This is a genomic window from Streptomyces durocortorensis, from assembly GCF_016901035.1.
In the GTDB taxonomy this organism is placed as follows: domain Bacteria; phylum Actinomycetota; class Actinomycetes; order Streptomycetales; family Streptomycetaceae; genus Streptomyces; species Streptomyces durocortorensis.
On record NZ_JAFEUF010000020.1, the window covers coordinates 24599 to 43759 of the forward strand.

A 19161-nucleotide genomic window follows, 5' to 3' on the forward strand; every position below is an offset into this window, starting at 1 on the left:
CCCCCTCTTCCCCCGCCCGGCGCCCCCCCCCGCCCCCCCCCCCTCCCCCCCCCCCCCCCCCGCGCCCGCCCCCCCCCCCCCCCCCCCCCCCCCCCCCCCCCCCCGACGCGTGTTCCACAGGAAGGTACAGATGACAGCAGACGACTCGTTCGGCCGCCTCGACGACGACGACTACCCCGCCTACACCATGGGCCGGGCAGCCGAGATGCTCAACACCACGCAAGGGTTCCTCCGCGCCATCGGCGAAGCCCGCCTCATCACCCCACTGCGCTCCGCGGGCGGTCATCGCCGCTACTCCCGTTACCAGCTCCGCATCGCCGCCCGCGCCCGCGAGCTCGTCGACGGCGGTACCCCGATCGAGGCCGCCTGCCGCATCGTCATCCTTGAGGACCAACTCGAGGAAGCCCAGCGCATCAACGCCGAACACCACCGAGACACCAAGCCGCCCGGCATGCCGACCTCGGCCTGAAGTGCCGCACGTCCGGTGGAAGACCGGCAGGTGTCGGACTCACCTGCCGGAAGTGCCCTCAAGGGGCGTCTCTCTTGCGGTCGTCATGCTCAAAAGGGTGCTCTCGTCTTCGGCGTGGGTGCTCTGTCGCCCCGCTGTCTCTTCGCGCAATACGTCCATCGGCTGGTCGGGGGCGGCGTCTGCAGGCGGCTTCAACCCAGTGAAGGGCTTTGGTCGCGGCGTCAGAGGCAGCTTCCCCGAGGCGTACAGCCCTGTTCGTGCCCTTCGGGCTACCGTGACCTCCAGTCTGTCGCCCGGCAAGCGGTCGGCATCCCCGCACTGTGAAGAGTGAGGACCCTTCCGGCAACGCTGTGCTCAGGGCGGGCCGATATCTATGGCCACGGCATGAGAGTTCAATACGCCGCACTGGGAGTGTTTTTACCGCAGCAAAGAGACTGGAAATTTTCACCGTACGCGGACCGCTACGGCATGCTACTGTCGATCTCGGTTGCAGTTGTGGTTCCCAAAACTTCAAGCTTCTCGTGGATATTTCCGACCACTGAAAGCTTCATTTTATCTCCGGTTCTCTCCGGGCGGGGCATCATCGCGGCGACGCGGCATCCGTGCATCACGGATCCCGACGTACCTGCCCCGAAGGAGACATGACATGGCGTCAGGCACTGTGAAGTGGTTCAACGCAGCCAAGGGTTTCGGCTTCATCGAGCAGGACGGTGGCGGCGCTGACGTGTTCGCCCACTTCTCGAACATCGCCGCCCCGGGCTTCCGCGAGCTGCTCGAAGGCCAGAAGGTCACCTTCGACATCGCACCGGGCCAGAAGGGTCCGACGGCCGAGAACATCGCTCCCGCCTGACGCTGACGCGCACTTCGTAGCTGGGGCCCGCATCCTTCGGGGTGCAGGCCCCAGCTCCGGGCATTCTCCCTGAGCGGTGCCACATGCGGTGAAATGCTCGGCCGCAGAGTTTTTCCGCTACCCACCTCCTTGCGAGTCCCACCTACCGGTGGAACTGGATTCTGCACCCCTGCGGCGTCGCCCGTTCCATGGCCTGCCTCACCATTCGGGATCAACCGCAGGTCCCATTTGATTCCCCCATTCTGCTCGGCCCGTTCTTGTGGTTCCCCGCGCTGTTCTTCCGCTGCGGGAATTCCTTGATACGTGCCGTATCAAGGAAGGTTCTGAATGAACCCCACACGTACGAACAACCGCTCTTCACGTGCCCGCAGCCGTACCGCCGACTCCGGCCGGGGCGGTAGCCGCTTCAACTCGACCGCCCCGACCCGTTCCGCTGCCCCGGCCCGTTCCGGCGGTCCGGGCCGCTCGAGTGGGCAGGGGCGGCGGCCCGCCGCGGCCCAGGGCGAGTTCGCCCTGCCGGTCACGGTCACTCCCGCGCTGCCCGCCGTCGATGCGTTCGCCGACCTCGACATGTCGGCACAGCTGCTGGCGGCGCTGACCGCGCAGGGGGTGAGCGTTCCGTTCCCGATCCAGGGGGCGACCCTGCCCAACACCCTCGCGGGCCGCGACGCCCTGGGGCGAGGGCGCACCGGCTCCGGGAAGACCCTCGCTTTCGGACTGGCCCTGCTGGCCCGCACCGCCGGTCAGCGCGCCGAGCCCCGTCAGCCTCTGGCCCTGGTCCTCGTGCCGACGCGTGAGCTGGCGCAGCAGGTGACCGACGCCCTGGCTCCCTACGCCCGCTCGGTGAGGCTGCGGCTGGCCACGGTCGTCGGCGGGATGTCGATCGGCAGGCAGGCCAACGCGCTGCGCGGTGGTGCCGAGGTCGTCGTGGCGACGCCAGGACGGCTCAAGGACCTCATCGACCGCGGCGACTGCCGACTTGACCAGGTAGCAATCACCGTGCTGGACGAGGCCGACCAGATGGCCGACATGGGCTTCATGCCCCAGGTCACCGAACTCTTGGACCAGGTCCGCCCCGAGGGCCAGCGCATGCTGTTCTCCGCCACCCTGGACCGTAACGTCGACCGCTTGGTCCGCCGCTACCTCAGCGACCCGGTCGTCCACTCCGTCGATCCCTCCGCCGGTGCGGTCACCACGATGGAGCACCACGTGCTCCACGTGCACGGCACGGACAAGAACCGTACGACCACCGAGATCGCTGCGCGCGACGGCCGGGTCATCATGTTCCTGGACACCAAGCGGGCCGTGGACAAGCTCACCGACCATCTGCTGGCCAGCGGTGTGAGGGCCGCGGCGCTGCACGGCGGGAAGGCACAGTCCCAGCGCACCCGGACCCTGACCCAGTTCAAGACCGGGCACGTCACCGTACTCGTGGCCACGAACGTCGCCGCGCGCGGCATCCACGTCGACAACCTCGACCTCGTCGTCAACGTCGACCCGCCGACCGACCACAAGGACTACCTCCACCGCGGCGGCCGAACCGCCCGGGCAGGGGAGTCCGGCAGCGTCGTCACCCTGGTCACTCCCAACCAGCGCCGCGACATGACCCGCCTCATGGCCGCCGCCGGCATCGTGCCCCAGACCACCCAGGTCCGCTCCGGCGAAGAGGCACTCGGCCGCATCACCGGCGCCCAGACCCCCTCCGGCATTCCCGTGACGATCACCGCGCCGGTAGTCGCGCGGCGTGAGCGCAGCCGCAGCGCGTCCTCTCGCGGCCGGCGCAGCCCCGCCTCCGCAGCCCGGCGCGTGAGCGCACATCAGTCCTCCTTCGACGCCGCAGCCTGAGAACTCCGTGATCCGGAAACTCACCCATCACTGCAGGAGGCACCTTTTGACGCTCGTCCAGATGCACCCCCGCACGACGCATGCCACTGCCGTAGGCAGGACGGTGGCCGACACCATGGACACCGCCGGGCCGCAGGTCTGCGATGACATGACCGTCGAGGTCGCCCTGTCCGTCATGGCCAGTGCCCGCACCGGGCACCTGCTTGTCTGCGACGGCAGCGGCCGGTGCACCGGACTGGTCACCCACGCCCAGCTCGCAGCAGTTCGTGATGGCGCCGCGTACTCGGACAGGGTCCGGCTGCGGGACATCCTCGGTGACCGCGGACCGTTCACCTCACCGGTGACCACCATGGCCGAAGCCGGCCACATGATGCGCTACAACCAAGTCGATGCCTTGCCCGTGGTCGACGAACACGGCAGCGCCCTGGGCGTCCTCGCCCTCGCCCGCTGAGCCGTCCCATCCGCGGCAGAACCACTCCCTCTTCGTTCCTCTCCCTGTGAGGCATCATGCGCTGTGTCATCGCCCGCTTCCCGTTCGACCTCACCAGGAGCGGCGTGCTGGAATCGATGAAGGGCATCAAGCCCGAGCACGCTCCCGGCGAGTCCGTGATCATCGGCCGACGGACCTACCCCGTCAAACAGGTCGGACAGGTCATCACACGCCAGGACCGCCGCGACTTCAGCGCAGGAGAAGTGCTGCGGGCCATGACCCAGCTCGGCTTCACCTGCCGCGACCTGGCCCCGGCCCCCGCACCCACTCGCGTTCTCAATCCTGTGCAGCAGGCATCCGCTATGCTCGGCGCCCCTGCGGCCGCTTGAGCGACGGGCAGGCGTGAGCCGCCGACAAGCAGTGGTGAGGGGCCGTCCGGAGCATCCGGGCGGCCCCTCACCGTGTGCTGGAGCAGTCCGGCCCGGCAGTGTCTCAGTGGTCGGAGTAGCTGAAGTCGCCCATCGTCCAGGCGCTGACGTCCTCGATCGCGACCCGGTACATCCCGCCCGTCTCCGGGATCCCCACCGTGCCCTGCAGAATCCGCGCCACGTGGAAGTGCAGATGCGTGGGCGGCCCTTCCTCGGGTGCAGCGGTGGCGAACATGGCGGAGAAGTCGCTTAGGCGGGCCGAGTCCGCAAGGACCTCCGACACCCGCTGCCTCCAGACGGCCTCGGGTGCCAGCCGGCCCGTGATGACAGCTCCACCGGCGACCACGGTCAGGGCCATCTGATTGCTGCGCCCGGATTCCACCAGGGCGGCAACGTCAACAAGCAGCGCGTCAGGCTTCGACATAGGCCCGATTATATTCGTCGAACATTGGCAGGCTCTCCCGCGCTGCCGCTGCGAGCAGGACAGCACTGAGGCACTGTTGCCCGAGGCGCTGGACCGCCTGTCAGCGGCACCGGAGCCAACGCTCCTTCTGCCTGCGGACGCCTGCTCCGAGAAGGAGACGAGTCGGCTCACCTCTGCATCGAGTCGGTCCTCGCGCTCGGCGCACGGTCCGCTACGGGCATGGAGACCGGGCACCTTCAGCTTCGAGGTCCTGCGGCCGTTGAGGGAGAGGTGTGCCGTCCTGCCGTCGGGGAAGCCTCGGAGACGTCGGCGCCCTGGTCCGCGTCGCGGCGGGTGGACTCGGTGCCGTACCAGTCCAGACACATCACGGTGGCGTCGTCGTCCAGGCGCCCGTCATGGGCTTGGACGACGTGCTCGATCAGGAATCGGGCGGCCTCCCGCGGGTGCAGGTCCTGGGTGCTCTCGATGAGGGCCGGCAGATCGAGCGCCGCAGCGCTGCGCTCCAGCATTCCGTCGGTGAGCATGACCAGCCGGTCGCCGGCCTGCAAGTCCAGCTCCTGGACCGTGTAGGTGTGGGGTGCTATGAAGCCGAAGGGCATGTCGACGGCCGGTGTGATCTCCTCGACCTTTCCGCCGCGCAGACGCAGGGGCCAGGGGTGGCCGGCGTTGATGAACTCGGTTCGACCGTCGCGCAGGCTGATCCGCAGCAGTTGTCCGGTGACGTAACGGCCGCTGCTGTGCTCGGCCACGGCCTGGTCGGCGGCCCGCGCCTGCTCGGCGAGGTCGGCCCCCTGCCTGCGGGCACGGCGCAGCGCGCCGACGAGGAGGGTGGCCAGGAGCGCGGCGTCCACGTCGTGCCCCATGGCATCGGTGACGGACAGCTGGACGTAGTCGCGGTCTATGACGTAGTCGAAGGTGTCGCCGCCGACATGCTCGGCCGGCTCCAAGGCCCCGGCGACCGCGAACTGGGCCGCCTCGCAGGCCAGCGACGTGGGCAGCAGCCGGTGCTGGATCTCTGCGGCCAGGCCCAGCGGGGAAGTACGCCGGCCCCACTGATACAGGTCGGTGAAGGGCCGGTTCGCGATGATGATGTAGGCCAGTGCGTGGGCGCTCCGGCTGATTCTCAGCAGTGCGTCCGCGCCTGGGTACTGGGGCAGATGGAGCTCAAGCAGCCCGATCGCGTCCCCGCGATTGGTGACCGGTGCGATCACCCGCGTCCACTTACCGCCCTCCACGGCTTCCACATGCGGCCTTTGGGTCCGGATCACCTTGTCGTAGACGGTGCCGGAGACGGCGATCGGATCTGCGGAACGCTCCAGGTCGATGTCGTCCGCGGTGCCCAGGCGGACGACGGAGGCACCCGTGAAGTCGGTGATCAGGAACGACACCGACCGGGCTCCGAGCTGTCTTCTCAAAGAAGCGGCTATGACGTCGACGGACTCCACCGGCGGCGCAGCTTCCGCCGCGGCCAGCGCCTCACCCAGGCCGTCCTTCTCACTGTCCCGCATGGAAGCGACCTCCTGCCGGCGTGCCCGTGTGTACGTGCCTGGCGACACGACTTTCCGGCCGAGCACGACAGGCAAGCTACCCCACCGCAGGGGCACGGCTTACCTACGGTCGGGCGACGCGCCCCCGGCACAGCGGGTCTGCTCTCGCCGCGAATGTCGTGGTGCGGCGATGCGTCGCGAGCCGACCTCAAGGATGCGCAGCCGCTGCGGTGCGTCTGCCGACACCCTGGGCGGGGGCACCAGCGGGTATCGGCCTTGATCCAATGGAGAGGGCGGAGCCCGGTCGTGACCGACTTTCCGGCCCGGCGGGAGTGGAGCGCATGGGGCCGGAAGCGGAGGTGGCGAGGTGCCTGGCCAGTCCTGAGACACCGGTGCGGCGCGGACCACCTCGGGAGCCCTCAGTCGAACCGATCCCGCTGGGCCTCCCAAGGGGCTTCTGCTTCCAGGTGGAGTCGGCGCAATATGCCTTCCGTCTCACGCCTGAAGTGTTCGAAGGACACCAGACGCTGCCACAACGGGTCAGGACGACAGGGGACGGCGGCTCCTTCGGATGACCATTCTTCGGCGAGCCGGCTGTACAGAGGTGTACTCCCGTTCATCGCTTCGTCGCAGGCCTGCTTTCGGGCGTGAGCCGGGCTGCAGGAATGTTTGCCGCGCGCTTGCTCCGGAAGACGAGGGCCCGCTCTGCGCTTGCCGGTGCCGGCCGGTGCGCTGCGGTTCGATTCGGCCCCATGATCATTCGTCACATATGCCAGAACGATTCCTCCACCTCTCCGGATACTGCTGCCGTACTCCGTCGGCCGTGCGGCGCGGTGGGATCAGATGATCTGAGCCGCATCGAGGCTCGGGTAGATGTCCAGGACTGCGTCGACGCCCCGGATGCTGAGCAGGCGTGTGAGCCTGGGAGAAGGCCGTAGCCAAGAGATCGAGCAGCACCGGCAGGCATGAACTGCCGTGAAGCAGTGACGCAGTTGCAGGGCGGTGCGGTGGTGGAGTTGCGAAGCCAGGGATCATGAAGGGCGGCGACGGGACTGGCCCCGGACCGGGTGGCCCGCAGTGAATCAGGGGCCGCCACAAGCAGTACCGCAGTCAGCAGTACCAGTGGTTCCTCGGTAAATGGCGTCAGGCTGCGGCGTGGTGGATACCGCGCAGCCCCCGTACGAGATCGAGCCCAAGGGCCCGCACCGTCGCCACAGGCAAGGGCCCGGCCGCGCGGACCGCGCCCTCCAGCGTGGGCCCGGCGACGTACTCGGTGGCCAGCCAGGGCTCCGCGGCCTCTGCGTCACCGGACAGGAGCCGGGCTGCGAAACGGCTCTCGACCGACCGGGCGGTGTCGATCTCGCGGCGGAACCGGTCGCGGAGCGCCTGGTCTCCCACCAGCTCGGGCCGGACGGTCTTGACCGCCGCCAACCGCGGCTCGGAGCCCGCGGACACCGGCCGGGTATCGGCACCGAGGTAGACCTCCCCATGCCGCCCGCGCCGAGACGCGCGAGGATCCGGTACGGGCCGATGCGTCTGGGGGCCCGCTCCGGCAGCACCCCGAGAGCCTGGCGGCCCCGGTCGGCCGCGCCCCCGCTCCACCCTCCAACTGCCATGTCTCGCAACCCCGTTGGCCCGGAAAGGGCTTCCGCGCACACCCGGCGATCAAGCCTGGCATCCGGCCGGGCCCCGCGCCACCCCCGATGCCGGCTGAGCGGACCCTGATGCGAACCCGAACCCGAACCCGAACCCGAACCCGAACCCGCCGTAACGCTGCCCCGGAAGGTCAGCCGCGCAGGTAGGCCAGGACGGCGAGGACCCGGCGGTTGGTGGCGTCGGACAGGTTCAGGTCCAGTTTGGTGAGGATGGAGCCGAAGTGCTTGCTGACGGTGCCCTCGCTGACGTGCAGGGCCGCGGCGACGGAGGCGTTGGACCGGCCCTCGGCCATCAGCGCGAGGACCTCCTGCTCACGGGGGGTCAGCTGGGTGAGCGGGTCGCGGCGGCGGCGGAGGAGCTGGCGGACCACCTCGGGATCGACGACGGTCGCGCCGGCGGCGACCCGGTGGAGGGCTTCGATGAACTCCTCGACGTTGCCGATGCGTTCCTTGAGGAGGTAGCCGACGTGGGTTCCGCCGCAGGAGTCGAGCAGCTCCTCGGCATAGGCGCGCTGGACGTACTGGCTCAGGACGAGGATGGGCAGCCGGGGGTTCTTCTCGCGCAGTCGCAGCGCGGCCCGCAGCCCCTCGTCGGAGAAGCCCGGCGGCATCCGTACGTCGGTGACGACGATGTCGGGGTCGTGCTCGGCGACGGCCGTCATGAGTTCGTCCGCCGTGCCGACGCCGGCGAGGACCTGGTGGCCGAAGCGCTCCATGAGGCCGACCAAGCCCTCCCGCAGCAGCACGCTGTCCTCGGCCAGCACGATGCGCAACATCTGGTTCCTCTATCGGTTATCGGGTCGGCGGGGCGTCGGGCCGGCGGTCCGGAGCCGGGGTGCAGGGTACGAGGAGGCGGAAGGCCGTGGGGCCGCCGGACGGTGAGGACATTAGCAAGCGGCCGCCGAGGACGGAGATGCGATCCGCGACCCCCTCCAGCCCGGTGCCGTCGGCCTTGTCCGCGCCCCCCACGCCGTTGTCCTTTACGCGGACGACGAGTTGGCCTCCGTCGACGCGCGCCTCGACGGTGGCCCGGGTGGCCCGACTGTGCTTGGCGACGTTCGCCAGCGCCTCGCACACCGCGAAGTAGACGGCGGACTCGACCGCTTCGAGGAACCGGTGGGGCAGGTCCAGATCGAGGTCGACCGGGACCGGGGAGCGGTCGACCATGTCCTCGATGGCCGCTGCCAGACCCCGGTCGGTGAGGACCTGCGGGTGGATGCCCTGGATCAGCTCCCGCAGCTCGACCAGGGCCGCCTGGGCCTCGCCGTGGGCCTGGGCCAGAAGCCCGGCGAGGGGCTCCTCGCGGGCGTCGAGGCGCGCCAGGCCGAGGTGCATCGACAGGGCGACCAGCCGCTGCTGGGCACCGTCGTGCAGGTCGCGTTCGATGCGGCGGCGCTCGGCCTCGAAGGCGGTCACCAGGCGCATCCGCGACCGGCTCAACTCCTCTACCCGTACGTCGTTCTGCTGGGGTGACGCATCCAGCAGGAGGCGGGTGAGCCGGGCGCGGCCCACCGCGAGCAGGCCGAGCGGGTAGGCCAGCAGCGGGAGCAGGAGCACTCCGGCCAGGGCGACGGCGAACGCCGCCGGGTAGGAGTTGACCAGCCACAGCTTGATGACGCGTGCCTCCTCGCCGCCGGCCGTCGCCATGACGAGGGGGGTGGATATCAGCCCCCCGCTCACCCCGAGGACCGTGCCGATGACGACGGCCTCCAGGGGCCACAGGAGGCAGCCGAAGAGGAGGGCGTATCCCAACTCCCGCCAGGTGGAACGCTCCTGGAGGCGAGTGCGCAGCCAGGCGGCCGGCCCGGTGCGCGGCGGATCCTGGTGGGCGTCCTCCAGCGGCACGGCCGGGTCGATCAGGCGCAGCCGGCGCCGCTCCACCTGCGCTACGGGCAGCCCGACGAGGACCAGCGTCAGCAGCAGGGGCACCCCGACCAGGGCCACGGTCAGCAGGCTGCCGGTCAGAGCGAGGACGAGCAGGCAGACCAGCAGGGCGACGCCCAGCGGCACGCTGGTCAGGAAGTACAGGGCGCAGCGCCACGGCCAGCTGCTCCGGAGGTACCGGCGGTGGCGCAGGGCCTGCCAGAGGCTGGGTGAGTGCATGGGGGCACGATATGAGGCCCGAAAACGCGCGGACCACCCAGCTGACTCCACCATCGGACCGGTAGCGAGCACCCGGCAAAGGACGGCCACCGCGCACAGAGGGGTGGAGCCAGCTCCACCCCGAAGACTCCTCCCGGCTGCGATGTGCGTCGGCTCCGGGTCGGATGGAGTGGACACCATGAATCAAGCAGCCGTCCGACTCCGTTCGGTCACCCGCTCCTACGGCAGGGGCGCCGGCGCCGTGACCGCCCTGGACAACGTCTCCCTGGACATTCCCGGGGGTACGTTCACCGCCGTCATGGGGCCCTCGGGTTCCGGCAAGTCGACCTTCCTTCAGTGCACGGCGGGTCTGGACCGGCCCTCCAGCGGCCAGGTGCTGCTCGGGGAGACCGACCTGAGCAAGCTGAGCGAGAAGAAGCTCACGCTGCTGCGGCGGGACCGCATCGGCTTCGTCTTCCAGGCGTTCAACCTGCTGCCCTCGCTCACCGCCGAGCAGAACGTGGCGCTGCCGCTGCGACTCGCCGGCCGTCGCCCCCGGCGGAGCGATGTTCTGGATGTGCTGGAGAAGGTGGGGCTGCGCGAGCGGGCCGGGCACCGGCCCAGTGAGATGTCCGGCGGCCAGCAGCAGCGGGTGGCGCTCGCCCGCGCCCTGGTCACCCGGCCGGAGGTGCTCTTCGGCGACGAGCCGACCGGCGCCCTGGACACCACCACCAGCCGCGAAGTGCTCGCGCTGCTGCGGCAGATGGTCGACCTGGGCCAGACCGTGATCATGGTGACGCACGATCCGGTGGCCGCCTCCTTCGCGGACAGGGTGCTGTTCCTCACCGACGGCCGGGTCCACGACGAACTGTCCGCCCCGACGGCCGAGCAGGTCGCCGCGCACATGACCGGACTGGCGGCCCTCCCGTGCTGAAGCTCGCGTTGCAGGGAATGCGGACCCGCTGGGTCACGTTCATCGGCTCGTTCGTCGCCCTCGCCCTCGGCGTCGGCCTCATCGCCACCACGGGGCTCGCCCTCGCGGCGACCTTCAGCGCTCCGGACCGCGGGCCCGAGCGGTTCGTGAAGGCGCCGGTCGTCGTCAAGACGTCCGACCTCGTTCGGGCCGACACGCCCATCGGGGAACGTACGCAGACGATCACCGACCCCGCGCCGGTCCCGGCCGCCGTCACCGCGAAGCTCGCGGCGCTCGGCAGGACCGTCGAGGACCGCACCTTCCCCGTCTCGGGCCCCGGGCTCGGCGAGGACACGGTCGGCCACCCGTGGTCGGTCGCCGCGCTCACCCCCTACACACTGACCGCCGGACGCGCCCCCTCAGCCCCCGGCGAGGCCGTCGCCACGGGGGACGCGCTGCGGCCCGGCACCCGGGTGCAGGCCGCCACCGCCCGCGGGTCCGAGCGGATCACCGTCGTCGGGACGGTCGCGTCGGCGGGCTTCGAGAACGCGCTGTTCTTCACCGACGCCGAGGCCGCGCGGATCTCTCCAGACGTGGACGCCGTCGCCGTGCACGCCCAGGCCGACCGGGTCGAGGCGGCGGTGGGCGCCGGGTTCGACGTACTGACCGGCGACGAACGCCGACGCGCCGACCCCGACCCCGACCGGGACGAGGAGGCTCTGGTCTCGGTGAACGCGCTCCTCGGCACCGCCGCGGGCGTCACCGGCTTCGTGTCGGTGTTCGTCGTCGCCTCGACGTTCTCCTTCGCGGTCGCCCAGCGGCGCCGGGAGTTCGGACTGCTGCGCACCGCCGGTGCCACCCCCGCCCAGGTGCGGCGGATGGTGTTCATCGAGGCGTTCGTCATCGGCGTGCTCGCCTCGGCGGCCGGCTGCCTGCTCGGCGCGGCGGGCGCGCCCCGGCTCGCCGCCTGGATGGCCGATGTCGGCATCGCCCCCGCCTGGTTCCGGATCGGCGAGCAGACGTGGCCGCTGCACACCGCGTTCTGGACGGGACTGTCCGTCGCCCTGAGCGGGGTGGTCGTCTCCTCGTGGCGGGCCGGCCGGGTCGGTCCGACGGAGGCGCTGCGCGAGTCCGCGGTCGACGCCCGGGCGATGCCGGTGAGTCGCTGGCTGATCGGCGGCGCGGTCCTCGCGACCGGCCTCGGGCTGCTCTCCCTGGCCCTGCTGGACAGCCCGGGCGACGTCCTGAAGCGCAAGACCTACATCACCCAGCCGATGCTGCTGATCGTCGGGTTCGCCCTGTTCGCGCCGGTCCTGGTCAAGCCGCTGACCCGGCTGCTGACCTGGCTGCCCGCCCGGCTTCCCGGCGCGACCGGCATGCTGGCCCGGGAGAACGCGGCCGCCGGGGTCCGCAGAACCGCCGCTGTCGCCGCACCGGTCATCATCACGGTGGCCCTCGCCGCCTCCCTGATGGGCACCACCGCCACGATCAGCGAGGCCAAGGCCGGCGAGGCACGGGAGCAGATCACCGCGGACTACGTCGCCACGGCGGGCGGGGAGGGCCGCGCGCTGCCCGACGAGTTCGTCCGGCGTGCGGGGGCCGTCCCCGGCGTGAGCGTCAGCGCCACCCGGTCCACCGGGGTGACCGTCCTGGAGGAGGGGGTCGCCCTCGTCAAGTCCGAGGCCAAGGCGGTCGATCCGGCGGCGCACGCGGCCGTCTCCCGCCTGCCGGTCGTCGCGGGCCGTCTCGCCGACCTCGACGACGACAGCATCGTCGTCAACGAGGAGTGGCTGACGACGAAGGTGGGCGACAGGGTCTCCGTCTGGCTGGGCGACGGGCGCAAGGCGGACCTGCGCATCGCGGCGGTGCTCTCCACCGGCACCGGCAGCAACGGCGTCTACGTCACCGAGCGCAACGCCGCCGGCGCCCCCGTCGACCGCGTCGACCTCGCGCTTCCCCGGAACGGCGCGGACAGCGCGGACAGCGCGGACAGCGCGGCGGCCGCACTCGACGCCGCCGCGAAGGCGACCGGCGTCCAGCTCCTGACGGGCGACCGATGGGTCGAGGCCCACTACCCGCGCTCCAGCGAGAACACCCGGCTCGGCCTGTGGATGATCCTCGGCATCGCCCTGGTCTACACGGGCATCGCGCTCGCCAACACCCTGATGATGGCGACCTCGGACCGGGTCCGCGACCTCGCCTCGCTGCGTCTGACGGGCGCCACGAAGGGACAGGTGCTGCGGCTCGTCGGGGTCGAGGCCCTGGTCGTGGTCGCGGTCGGCGCGGTGCTCGGGGCGGTGATCGCCGGGGTGAACCTGCTCGGCGTGTGGAGCGCCCTCGGCCTGCTCGACGTGTGGTCCGACGTCGTCGTGCCCTGGGGCACGCTCGCCGCGGTGATCGGCGCGAGCGCCCTGCTCGCGATGGTGGCCTCCGTACTGCCCGCGTCGTTCGCGCTGCGCGTCCGGCCGGTCGAACTGGCGGGGATGCGCGAGTGACCGGCCGGTGCCGGGAGCTGCTGGGTTCTCCGGGTAGTGGCACCGCGTGGGTCGCACCGGCTCATTCCTCCAGGCCGTTCCCCCAGATCCAGGCGGCGATGCCGACCCGGTTGCGGACGTTCAACTTTCGCTGAACGTTGGCGACATGGGTCTTGGCCGTCCCGGCCGTGATGAAGAGCGCCGCCCCGATCTCCGCGTTGGTCATCCCCTGGGCGACCAGCCGGGCGATCTCCGTCTCCCGGCCCGTCAGCGCGTCCACCGGCTGCGCGGGCCTGGGTCTGCCGGCCTCCCGGTGGTGCTGGAGCAGGCTGACGGTGAGCGAGGGGCTGATCAGGGTGTCGCCCGCCATCGCCGCGCGTACCGCCTCCACCAGCAGCGTGGGCCCCGAGCGTTTCAGCAGGAAGCCGCAGGCGCCGTTGCGCAGCGCGGTGTGCACGTACTCGTCGAGCCCGAAGGTCGTCACCACCACCACGCGTACCGGCTCCTCGGCTTCGGGTCCGGCGAGCCGCCGGGTGACCTCCAGGCCGTCCAGGCGCGGCATCCGGATGTCGGCGAGGACGACGTCCGGGTTCAGCCTCGCCGCGAGTTCGACGGCCTGCAGGCCGTCGGAGGCCTCGCCGATCACCTCCATGTCGGGCTGGGAATCCAGGATGAGGCGGAATCCGACGCGTACGGATTCCTGGTCGTCGGCGAGGAGTATGCGAATGGCCATGGTCAGCACGGTAGTTCGGATCGCGTTGGCCGGCCCTCGGCGGCCGCTCAGGGCCCGACCCGGCAGGACCGCCTGCCTCCCTCGGCAGGACTCGGACGTCCACCGGCACCTCTGCCGTTCGGCAGATGTGCCGCGCGGCTCGGCCAGGAAGGCTGAACGGACGACGATCCGAGGAGGAAACAGCATGACGCAGCTGACCGAGCGCACGTCATCGCGGCCGGTGGATCCCGGCCCGGTGCGCGGGCGGTTCGACCGGACGGACCTGATCGGCTACGCGGCCTTCCTCGCGCTCCTCCTCTACGGACTCGCCCACACCTACTGGGCGTTCGGCGGGGAAGGCTTCCCGTTCGGCGCGGACGACGCCAACCCGGAGTATTCGGCCTTCGAGCACGTCGGCCGTGACCGGCTGGCGCCGTGGACCGCGGGCGGTTTCCTGGGCAGCTCCGTGGTGGCCCTGCTCCTCGCCCTGCCGGGCCGGCGGCGGATTCCCGCCCGGGTGCTGGTGGGCGCCGCCGCGCTCCCGGCGGCCGCGGTGTTCTGCACCCTCGCCGACTTCCGCATCCTCGGCAACCTCGCCTACGTCTTCATGCTGAAGTTCGGCGCGATCAACTGGACCGTGGTCAACCAGCTGTTCGCGGTGGTCTCGGTGGGCCTCCTGGTCGCCTCCGCGATCGTCTACCAGCGCCGCACGTCCGGCGCGTGCACCGGCTGCGGGCGTACCGGGTCGGGCGCCGGCCGGCCCTCGCCGGAGTCCGCCGCCCGCTGGGGCAGGCGGGCCGCGTACACCGCGGTCATCGTCCCCCTGCTGTACGCGAGCACCCGGTGGGCCTGGGCCCTGGGCATCCCGCTCGGCATCTCCGACGAGCTGTGGGAGGAGGGCAAGGAGGACAACCTCTGGATCGCCGGCGCCGCGCTCGCCACCATGGGCGCGCTCGGCTCGCTCCTCACGCTGGGTCTGGTGCAGCGCTGGGGCGAGGTCTTCCCCCGGTGGATGGTGGGCCTGAGGGGCCGGCGGGTGCCGGTGAGCCTGGCCGTCGTCCCGGCCACGCTGGTCTCGGTCCTGGTGACGATCGCCGGCGTCATGTACATCCGGCTGCACCTCCAGGGGGCCTTCGACAATCAGAAGGACGACTGGGGAGCGACGGTCCCGGAGATGGTCTGGCCGGTCTGGGGCATCGCCCTGGCGGCCGCCACGCTCGCCTACTACTTCCGGCGGCGCGGGATCTGCAAGCGCTGCGCCCGCGGCTGACTCCGAAAGGCGGCTCCGCGGACTGCCCGACACGCCTTGGCCCTCTCAGCTCAGTTCAGTTCAGATCAGATCAGCTCAGTGGAAGGATCGCGGTGACCCGCCAGCCGTGTTTCTCGTGGACGCCGAAATCCAGTGTTCCCCCGAGCGCCCGGGCGCGTTCGGCGAGCCCCTCCAGGCCGGTGGCGCCGGACCGTCCCCGGTCGCCGATGCGCCTGCCGCCGGCCTCGCCCGCGGAGGGAGGGCCGTTCGTCACGGACACGGTGAGCACCGGCTCCGGGAGCTCGGGGCCGAGCTCCACGGACACGGTCACCCAGGGCGTGGTTCCGGCATGCCGCCGTACGTTGGTCAGCGCCTCCACCACCACCCGGTGGGCGGTGCCCGCCACTTCGCGGGGAACCCGGCCGATCCGCTCGGGCGACCGCTCGATGTCCAGGCGTACCTCGGCCCGGCCGCCCGTCTTCCGGAAGCGGTCCACGACGTCCACGATGTCCGCCAGGCCGTAGGCGCTCGGCTGCGATGCGTCCGCCGTGCCCCGGCCGGCCGGGCCGGTTCCGTCCGGTGACCTGAGCATGTGGACGGTACGGTCCAAGGAACCGAGGGCCTGCACGCCGGAGGCCTCGATCTGCTGGAGAAGGGGCAGCACCTTCTCCGGCCGGTCCGCCCCGATCACTTGCGCCGCCTGTGCCAGCACGACGATGCCCGACACGTCATGGGCCACGAAGTCATGCAGATCACCGGCCAGTTGGAGTCGCTGACTACGACGGGCCTCGTGCACCGCCCGGATCCTGCGGGTCTCCAGCGCGCGCAGGCCGCCGCCCGCGGCGGCTGCCGCGACGGCGCCGAGCGCGAAGAACGCGCTCTGCGTGGCGACTTGCATCGCGGTCGGGGGAATCTGGAGCCGCAGGAGCGCCGTCGATGCCAGGACCCCGAGTACGGTGCAGAGCACGAACGCCTGCCGGGTCTCCGCGTACCGGGCGACCAGACAGACGAGCAGCAGAAGCCCCGCGATCTCCACCAGGGTGGCGACGCCTGTCGGCCTCTCCAGTACCGGAGGGGCGCCGAACAGGGTGCCGAGGGCGGAGCTCGCGGCCACCACGGCGGCGGTCACCGGGACGGTCCGACGCCGGGTGCGCAGGGAGGCCACGGCGAGCACGCCCAGCACCGCGACCGTCATGGGCAGGGCCGCCCGCCAGCCCGCCGAGGGGCCCGCCAGCAGGCCGGCCGCCGCCACGCAGAACGCCAGGACCGCGCAGGCCGGGCCTACGGCACGCTCCCGGAGGCGGCCCCCTGGGCGGTTCCCCGTGTTGGTCCCCATTCCCGCGATCCTACGTACCTGCGTAGCCGGTCAGTTCCTGTTTCCGCCCTCCCCCGTCTCCAGGCGCCGCGAAGCCGCCCCGGACGGCCGGGTGCCGCAGCACTTCGTCGGGACCTGGTCCGTCGCGTCCCAGTACGACGTCCTCCAGCCGCACACCGTGGTCATCCGCCGGGTGTCGCCCGGGCAGTCGGCGGTGACGCTCATCGCCGACGTACAGGGCTCGCTGCACTGTGAGTCGTCGTCAGTCGGTCGCCTCGCCCGGGTACGCGCTCTCGAACGCCGAGTGGAACAGGGCCGTGACGTCCTGGCCGGTGAGGCCTTCGGTACGGGCCTGGGTCATCCAGTCCGCGAGGGCCACCCGCAGCGGCGAGTCGGGGCCGGACTGGGGCTGGGCCAGGGAGCGGGTGATGAACGTGCCCGCTCCCTGGCGCACCTCGGCGAGGCCCATGCGTTCCAGTTCGCGGTAGGCCTTGAGGGTCGTGTTGGGGTTGACCTTGGTGGTCGCGGCGACCTGGGCCGCGGTCGGCAGCCGGTCGCCCTCCTCCAGCGCTCCCATGCGCAGCGCCTGCTCGACCTGCCGGACGATCTGGAGGTAGGTCGCCACTCCACTGCGCCGGTCGATGCGGAACACGACCACGGACTTCACCTTCCGCTCGATTGCCGACACTTTACGTAGGCGGAGAGAGCCGTACCTACAGCGGGCGGCGGGAGACCTGCCACAGGGTGACCGCCGTGAGCAGGGCCGTTCCGGCGAGCAGGATGCCTGCCCCGAGCCACTGCATGCCCGCCATCTGGTTGTAGCCGATGTACTCGATGACGTTGTTGACGATGCCGTGCTCCTTGATGCACGCGTTCTGCGCCTTCTCGGTCGCCTCGGCGCAGGTGCCCCAGCCGTACAGGGTGCCGTCTGCGCTGCCGACCCAGCGGTCGGCCTCGTAGGCGTCGTCGAAGCGGGCTGCCGGGAGTTCGCTGTCCAGCGGGTACGTGAACATCTTCGGGGAGCCGAGCCTTACGCGGATCTCGTCCCAGACGAACAGGGTGGTGACCGCCGTGAAGAGGAACGTGATCACCATCGCCGGGAGCACGCGCCGGACCAGGGTGCCGATCGTGATGCCCGCTGCGGTCAGGAAGAGGAGCAGCGCGGGCAGGACCGGCCCGGTGTTGTCGAAGATGACGCCGTCGATCCAGTCGCTGAGGAAGAGGGAGCGGTGCGGCTTCCACCACCAGGTGAACAGCGCCGAGAGCACCACGCCGGAGACCAGCGCGAGGGAGTAGGCGAGGCCCAGCTTGGCGATCAGCCACTGGAGGCGGGACGCGGACTGGGTGGTGACGAGCTGAGCGGTGCCGTTCTCCTGGTCGCCCGCGATGAGCGGGGCCCCGATGAAGACGGCGAGGATCAGCGGGAAACCGTTGATGATGCCGGTGATGTAGTCGTAGCCGCGGTTGTTGTCCATCGACCGGCTGGCGTCGTTCTCCGGCCAGCCCTTCGCGTCGAGCAGCTGCACCAGTTCGTGGCGCTCGTACACGATCCACAGCGCGGTCAGCAGGGTGAGGCCGAGGACGCAGGCCAGCGCGACCCGGTGCTGGCGGACGACGAGCCACGGCATGCCGCGCAACAGACTGCGTCCGGTGCCGGGTTCGACGGACTTCTCGGTGAGGGTGGTGCTCATGCGGCCTGGTTCCCTTCGGCCTCGACGCGGGCGCCCTGGGTGTAGAGCGAGGGCGCGTCCGGGGAGCGGAGATGGGCGAGGAGGACTTCCTCCAGGGAGGGTTCGGCGCTCTCCCAGCCGGCGGGGAGCGGGCCCCTGGGCCGGATCATCGCCTGGAACTGGCGTCCCTGGAGCCGGGTTTCGACGACCGTGTGGTGGTCGAGCTCGGGCGGCAGCGAGCCGTCCCGGGACACCCCGGTGACCAGGGTGTGGGCCGGTACGAGCGCGTCGGCGTCACCGGCCATGCGGATCCGGCCCTCGGAGACGACCAGCAGGTAGTCGCACATGTCCTCCAGCTCGGTCAGCATGTGCGAGGACATCACCACCGTCGTGCCGCGCTCGACGGCCTCCGCCATCAGCAGGGTGCTCATCTCGTCGCGGGCCAGCGGGTCGAGGTCCGACATCGGCTCGTCCAGGAGCAGCAGGTCGGGCCGCTTGCCGAAGGCGAGGGCGAAGGCCACGCGGGTGCGCTGGCCGCCGGAGAGCGTGCCGATCTTCGCGTGCAGCGGGACGTTGCCCGAGCGGACGATCCGGGTCGCCGCAGCCGCGTCCCAGCCGGGGTTCAGCTCGGCGCCCATCCGCAGGGTGTCCGCCACGGTGAACCGCTTGAACAGCGGCTTGTCCTGCCCGAGGAACGCGAAGGTGGGCATCACGGCGGGGTCGTCGACCGGTACGCCGAAGACCCGCAGTTCGCCGGTGGTCGGCTGCACCTGCCGGGTCGCCAGCCCGAGCAGGGTGGACTTGCCGGCCCCGTTCGGGCCGACCAGACCGCAGATGCGGCCGGCCGGGATCCGGAAGGAGCAGTCGCGCAGCGCCCAGCCGCGCCGGTAGCGCTTGCCCAGGCCGCGGGCTTCCAGGGCCCAGCTGCCGGATGTCGCGTTCGGGGTGGTCGTGTCTGCCACGCGCCTCGCCTCGATTCCATTAGTCAATTAATGGAATCATGGAGTCGTGAGGGAGTGACTGTCAAGCGCGGCAAGCCGGAGGAGGTGTGCGGGAGCCCCCCCCCGCCGGGCCCGGCGGCCGCGCGGCGGCCGGGGCGACCCGACGGGGGGGCCGAATGGGCGCAACCCACAAAACCACACCCCCCCCCCACACCCC

The 19161-nt window shown here is 71.1% G+C and carries 19 protein-coding genes; 8 read left to right on the top strand and 11 right to left on the bottom strand.

Annotated elements, in window-relative coordinates; all coding sequences use genetic code 11:
* The first annotated feature begins 130 nt into the window (after positions 1 to 130).
* The 5 genes from JS521_RS06760 to JS521_RS06780 all read left to right on the top strand — a co-directional run bounded on the left by JS521_RS06760 (position 131) and on the right by JS521_RS06780 (position 3983).
* Entirely contained in the window at positions 131 to 469 is a 339-nt protein-coding gene (locus tag JS521_RS06760) for a helix-turn-helix domain-containing protein (protein WP_099218797.1), read from the top strand.
* Between the two features lie 646 nt (positions 470 to 1115).
* On the top strand, positions 1116 to 1319 hold the full coding sequence (locus JS521_RS06765; RefSeq protein WP_010056046.1) for a cold-shock protein: 204 nt from the start codon (positions 1116 to 1118) through the stop codon (positions 1317 to 1319).
* Positions 1320 to 1646: 327 nt separating this feature from the next.
* A complete protein-coding gene (locus JS521_RS06770; RefSeq protein ID WP_205081817.1) occupies positions 1647 to 3164 on the top strand; it encodes a DEAD/DEAH box helicase in 1518 nt (505 codons plus the stop codon).
* Between the two features lie 46 nt (positions 3165 to 3210).
* Positions 3211 to 3615 carry a CBS domain-containing protein gene (locus JS521_RS06775; protein WP_205081818.1) on the top strand — a complete coding sequence of 135 codons (405 nt, stop codon included), beginning with the start codon at positions 3211 to 3213 and terminating at the stop codon, positions 3613 to 3615.
* 56 nt (positions 3616 to 3671) lie between these two features.
* Positions 3672 to 3983, top strand: a complete 312-nt coding sequence (locus tag JS521_RS06780; RefSeq protein ID WP_010056041.1) for an SCO5918 family protein — start codon at positions 3672 to 3674, stop codon at positions 3981 to 3983.
* A 103-nt stretch (positions 3984 to 4086) separates the two neighbouring features.
* Here the strand turns inward: JS521_RS06780 and JS521_RS06785 are convergent, their stop codons facing one another.
* The 5 genes from JS521_RS06785 to JS521_RS06805 form a co-directional block, all read right to left on the bottom strand.
* Complete coding sequence (locus tag JS521_RS06785; RefSeq protein ID WP_010056039.1) at positions 4087 to 4446, bottom strand: GvpU-like protein; 360 nt, start codon at positions 4444 to 4446, stop codon at positions 4087 to 4089.
* A gap of 236 nt (positions 4447 to 4682) precedes the next feature.
* Entirely contained in the window at positions 4683 to 5954 is a 1272-nt protein-coding gene (locus JS521_RS06790; protein ID WP_205081819.1) for a PP2C family protein-serine/threonine phosphatase, read from the bottom strand.
* Positions 5955 to 7076: 1122 nt separating this feature from the next.
* Positions 7077 to 7388, bottom strand: a complete 312-nt coding sequence (locus tag JS521_RS06795; protein ID WP_205081820.1) for a protein kinase family protein — start codon at positions 7386 to 7388, stop codon at positions 7077 to 7079.
* Between the two features lie 331 nt (positions 7389 to 7719).
* Positions 7720 to 8364 (bottom strand): response regulator transcription factor, encoded by a 645-nt coding sequence (locus tag JS521_RS06800; protein ID WP_205081821.1) that lies wholly within the window; start codon positions 8362 to 8364, stop codon positions 7720 to 7722.
* A 16-nt stretch (positions 8365 to 8380) separates the two neighbouring features.
* Positions 8381 to 9691, bottom strand: a complete 1311-nt coding sequence (locus JS521_RS06805; RefSeq protein ID WP_205081822.1) for a sensor histidine kinase — start codon at positions 9689 to 9691, stop codon at positions 8381 to 8383.
* A 178-nt stretch (positions 9692 to 9869) separates the two neighbouring features.
* On the opposite strand from JS521_RS06805, the gene JS521_RS06810 reads away from it, so the two are divergent.
* Positions 9870 to 10604 carry an ABC transporter ATP-binding protein gene (locus tag JS521_RS06810; protein WP_205081823.1) on the top strand — a complete coding sequence of 245 codons (735 nt, stop codon included), beginning with the start codon at positions 9870 to 9872 and terminating at the stop codon, positions 10602 to 10604.
* Complete coding sequence (locus tag JS521_RS06815) at positions 10598 to 13078, top strand: ABC transporter permease (RefSeq protein WP_205081824.1); 2481 nt, start codon at positions 10598 to 10600, stop codon at positions 13076 to 13078. Before JS521_RS06810 ends, JS521_RS06815 begins: the two co-directional genes overlap by 7 nt.
* A gap of 61 nt (positions 13079 to 13139) precedes the next feature.
* Here JS521_RS06815 and JS521_RS06820 read toward each other — a convergent pair whose 3' ends face one another.
* On the bottom strand, positions 13140 to 13790 hold the full coding sequence (locus tag JS521_RS06820) for a response regulator (RefSeq protein ID WP_205081825.1): 651 nt from the start codon (positions 13788 to 13790) through the stop codon (positions 13140 to 13142).
* A 184-nt stretch (positions 13791 to 13974) separates the two neighbouring features.
* On the opposite strand from JS521_RS06820, the gene JS521_RS06825 reads away from it, so the two are divergent.
* Positions 13975 to 15039 (top strand): hypothetical protein, encoded by a 1065-nt coding sequence (locus JS521_RS06825; RefSeq protein WP_205081826.1) that lies wholly within the window; start codon positions 13975 to 13977, stop codon positions 15037 to 15039.
* Between the two features lie 70 nt (positions 15040 to 15109).
* Here the strand turns inward: JS521_RS06825 and JS521_RS06830 are convergent, their stop codons facing one another.
* Genes JS521_RS06830 through JS521_RS06850 form a run of 5 tightly spaced genes read right to left on the bottom strand, consistent with a single transcriptional unit; the run spans position 15110 to position 18965 of the window.
* Positions 15110 to 16354, bottom strand: a complete 1245-nt coding sequence (locus JS521_RS06830) for a sensor histidine kinase (protein ID WP_205081827.1) — start codon at positions 16352 to 16354, stop codon at positions 15110 to 15112.
* Positions 16355 to 16384: 30 nt separating this feature from the next.
* Entirely contained in the window at positions 16385 to 16558 is a 174-nt protein-coding gene (locus JS521_RS06835; protein WP_205081828.1) for a hypothetical protein, read from the bottom strand.
* Between the two features lie 37 nt (positions 16559 to 16595).
* Positions 16596 to 17000: a GntR family transcriptional regulator gene (locus JS521_RS06840; RefSeq protein ID WP_205081836.1), complete on the bottom strand. Its 405-nt coding sequence runs from the start codon at positions 16998 to 17000 to the stop codon at positions 16596 to 16598.
* A gap of 46 nt (positions 17001 to 17046) precedes the next feature.
* Entirely contained in the window at positions 17047 to 18024 is a 978-nt protein-coding gene (locus tag JS521_RS06845) for an ABC transporter permease (protein WP_205081829.1), read from the bottom strand.
* Positions 18021 to 18965 carry an ABC transporter ATP-binding protein gene (locus tag JS521_RS06850; protein WP_205081830.1) on the bottom strand — a complete coding sequence of 315 codons (945 nt, stop codon included), beginning with the start codon at positions 18963 to 18965 and terminating at the stop codon, positions 18021 to 18023. Before JS521_RS06850 ends, JS521_RS06845 begins: the two co-directional genes overlap by 4 nt.
* Between the last annotated feature and the right edge of the window lie 196 nt (positions 18966 to 19161).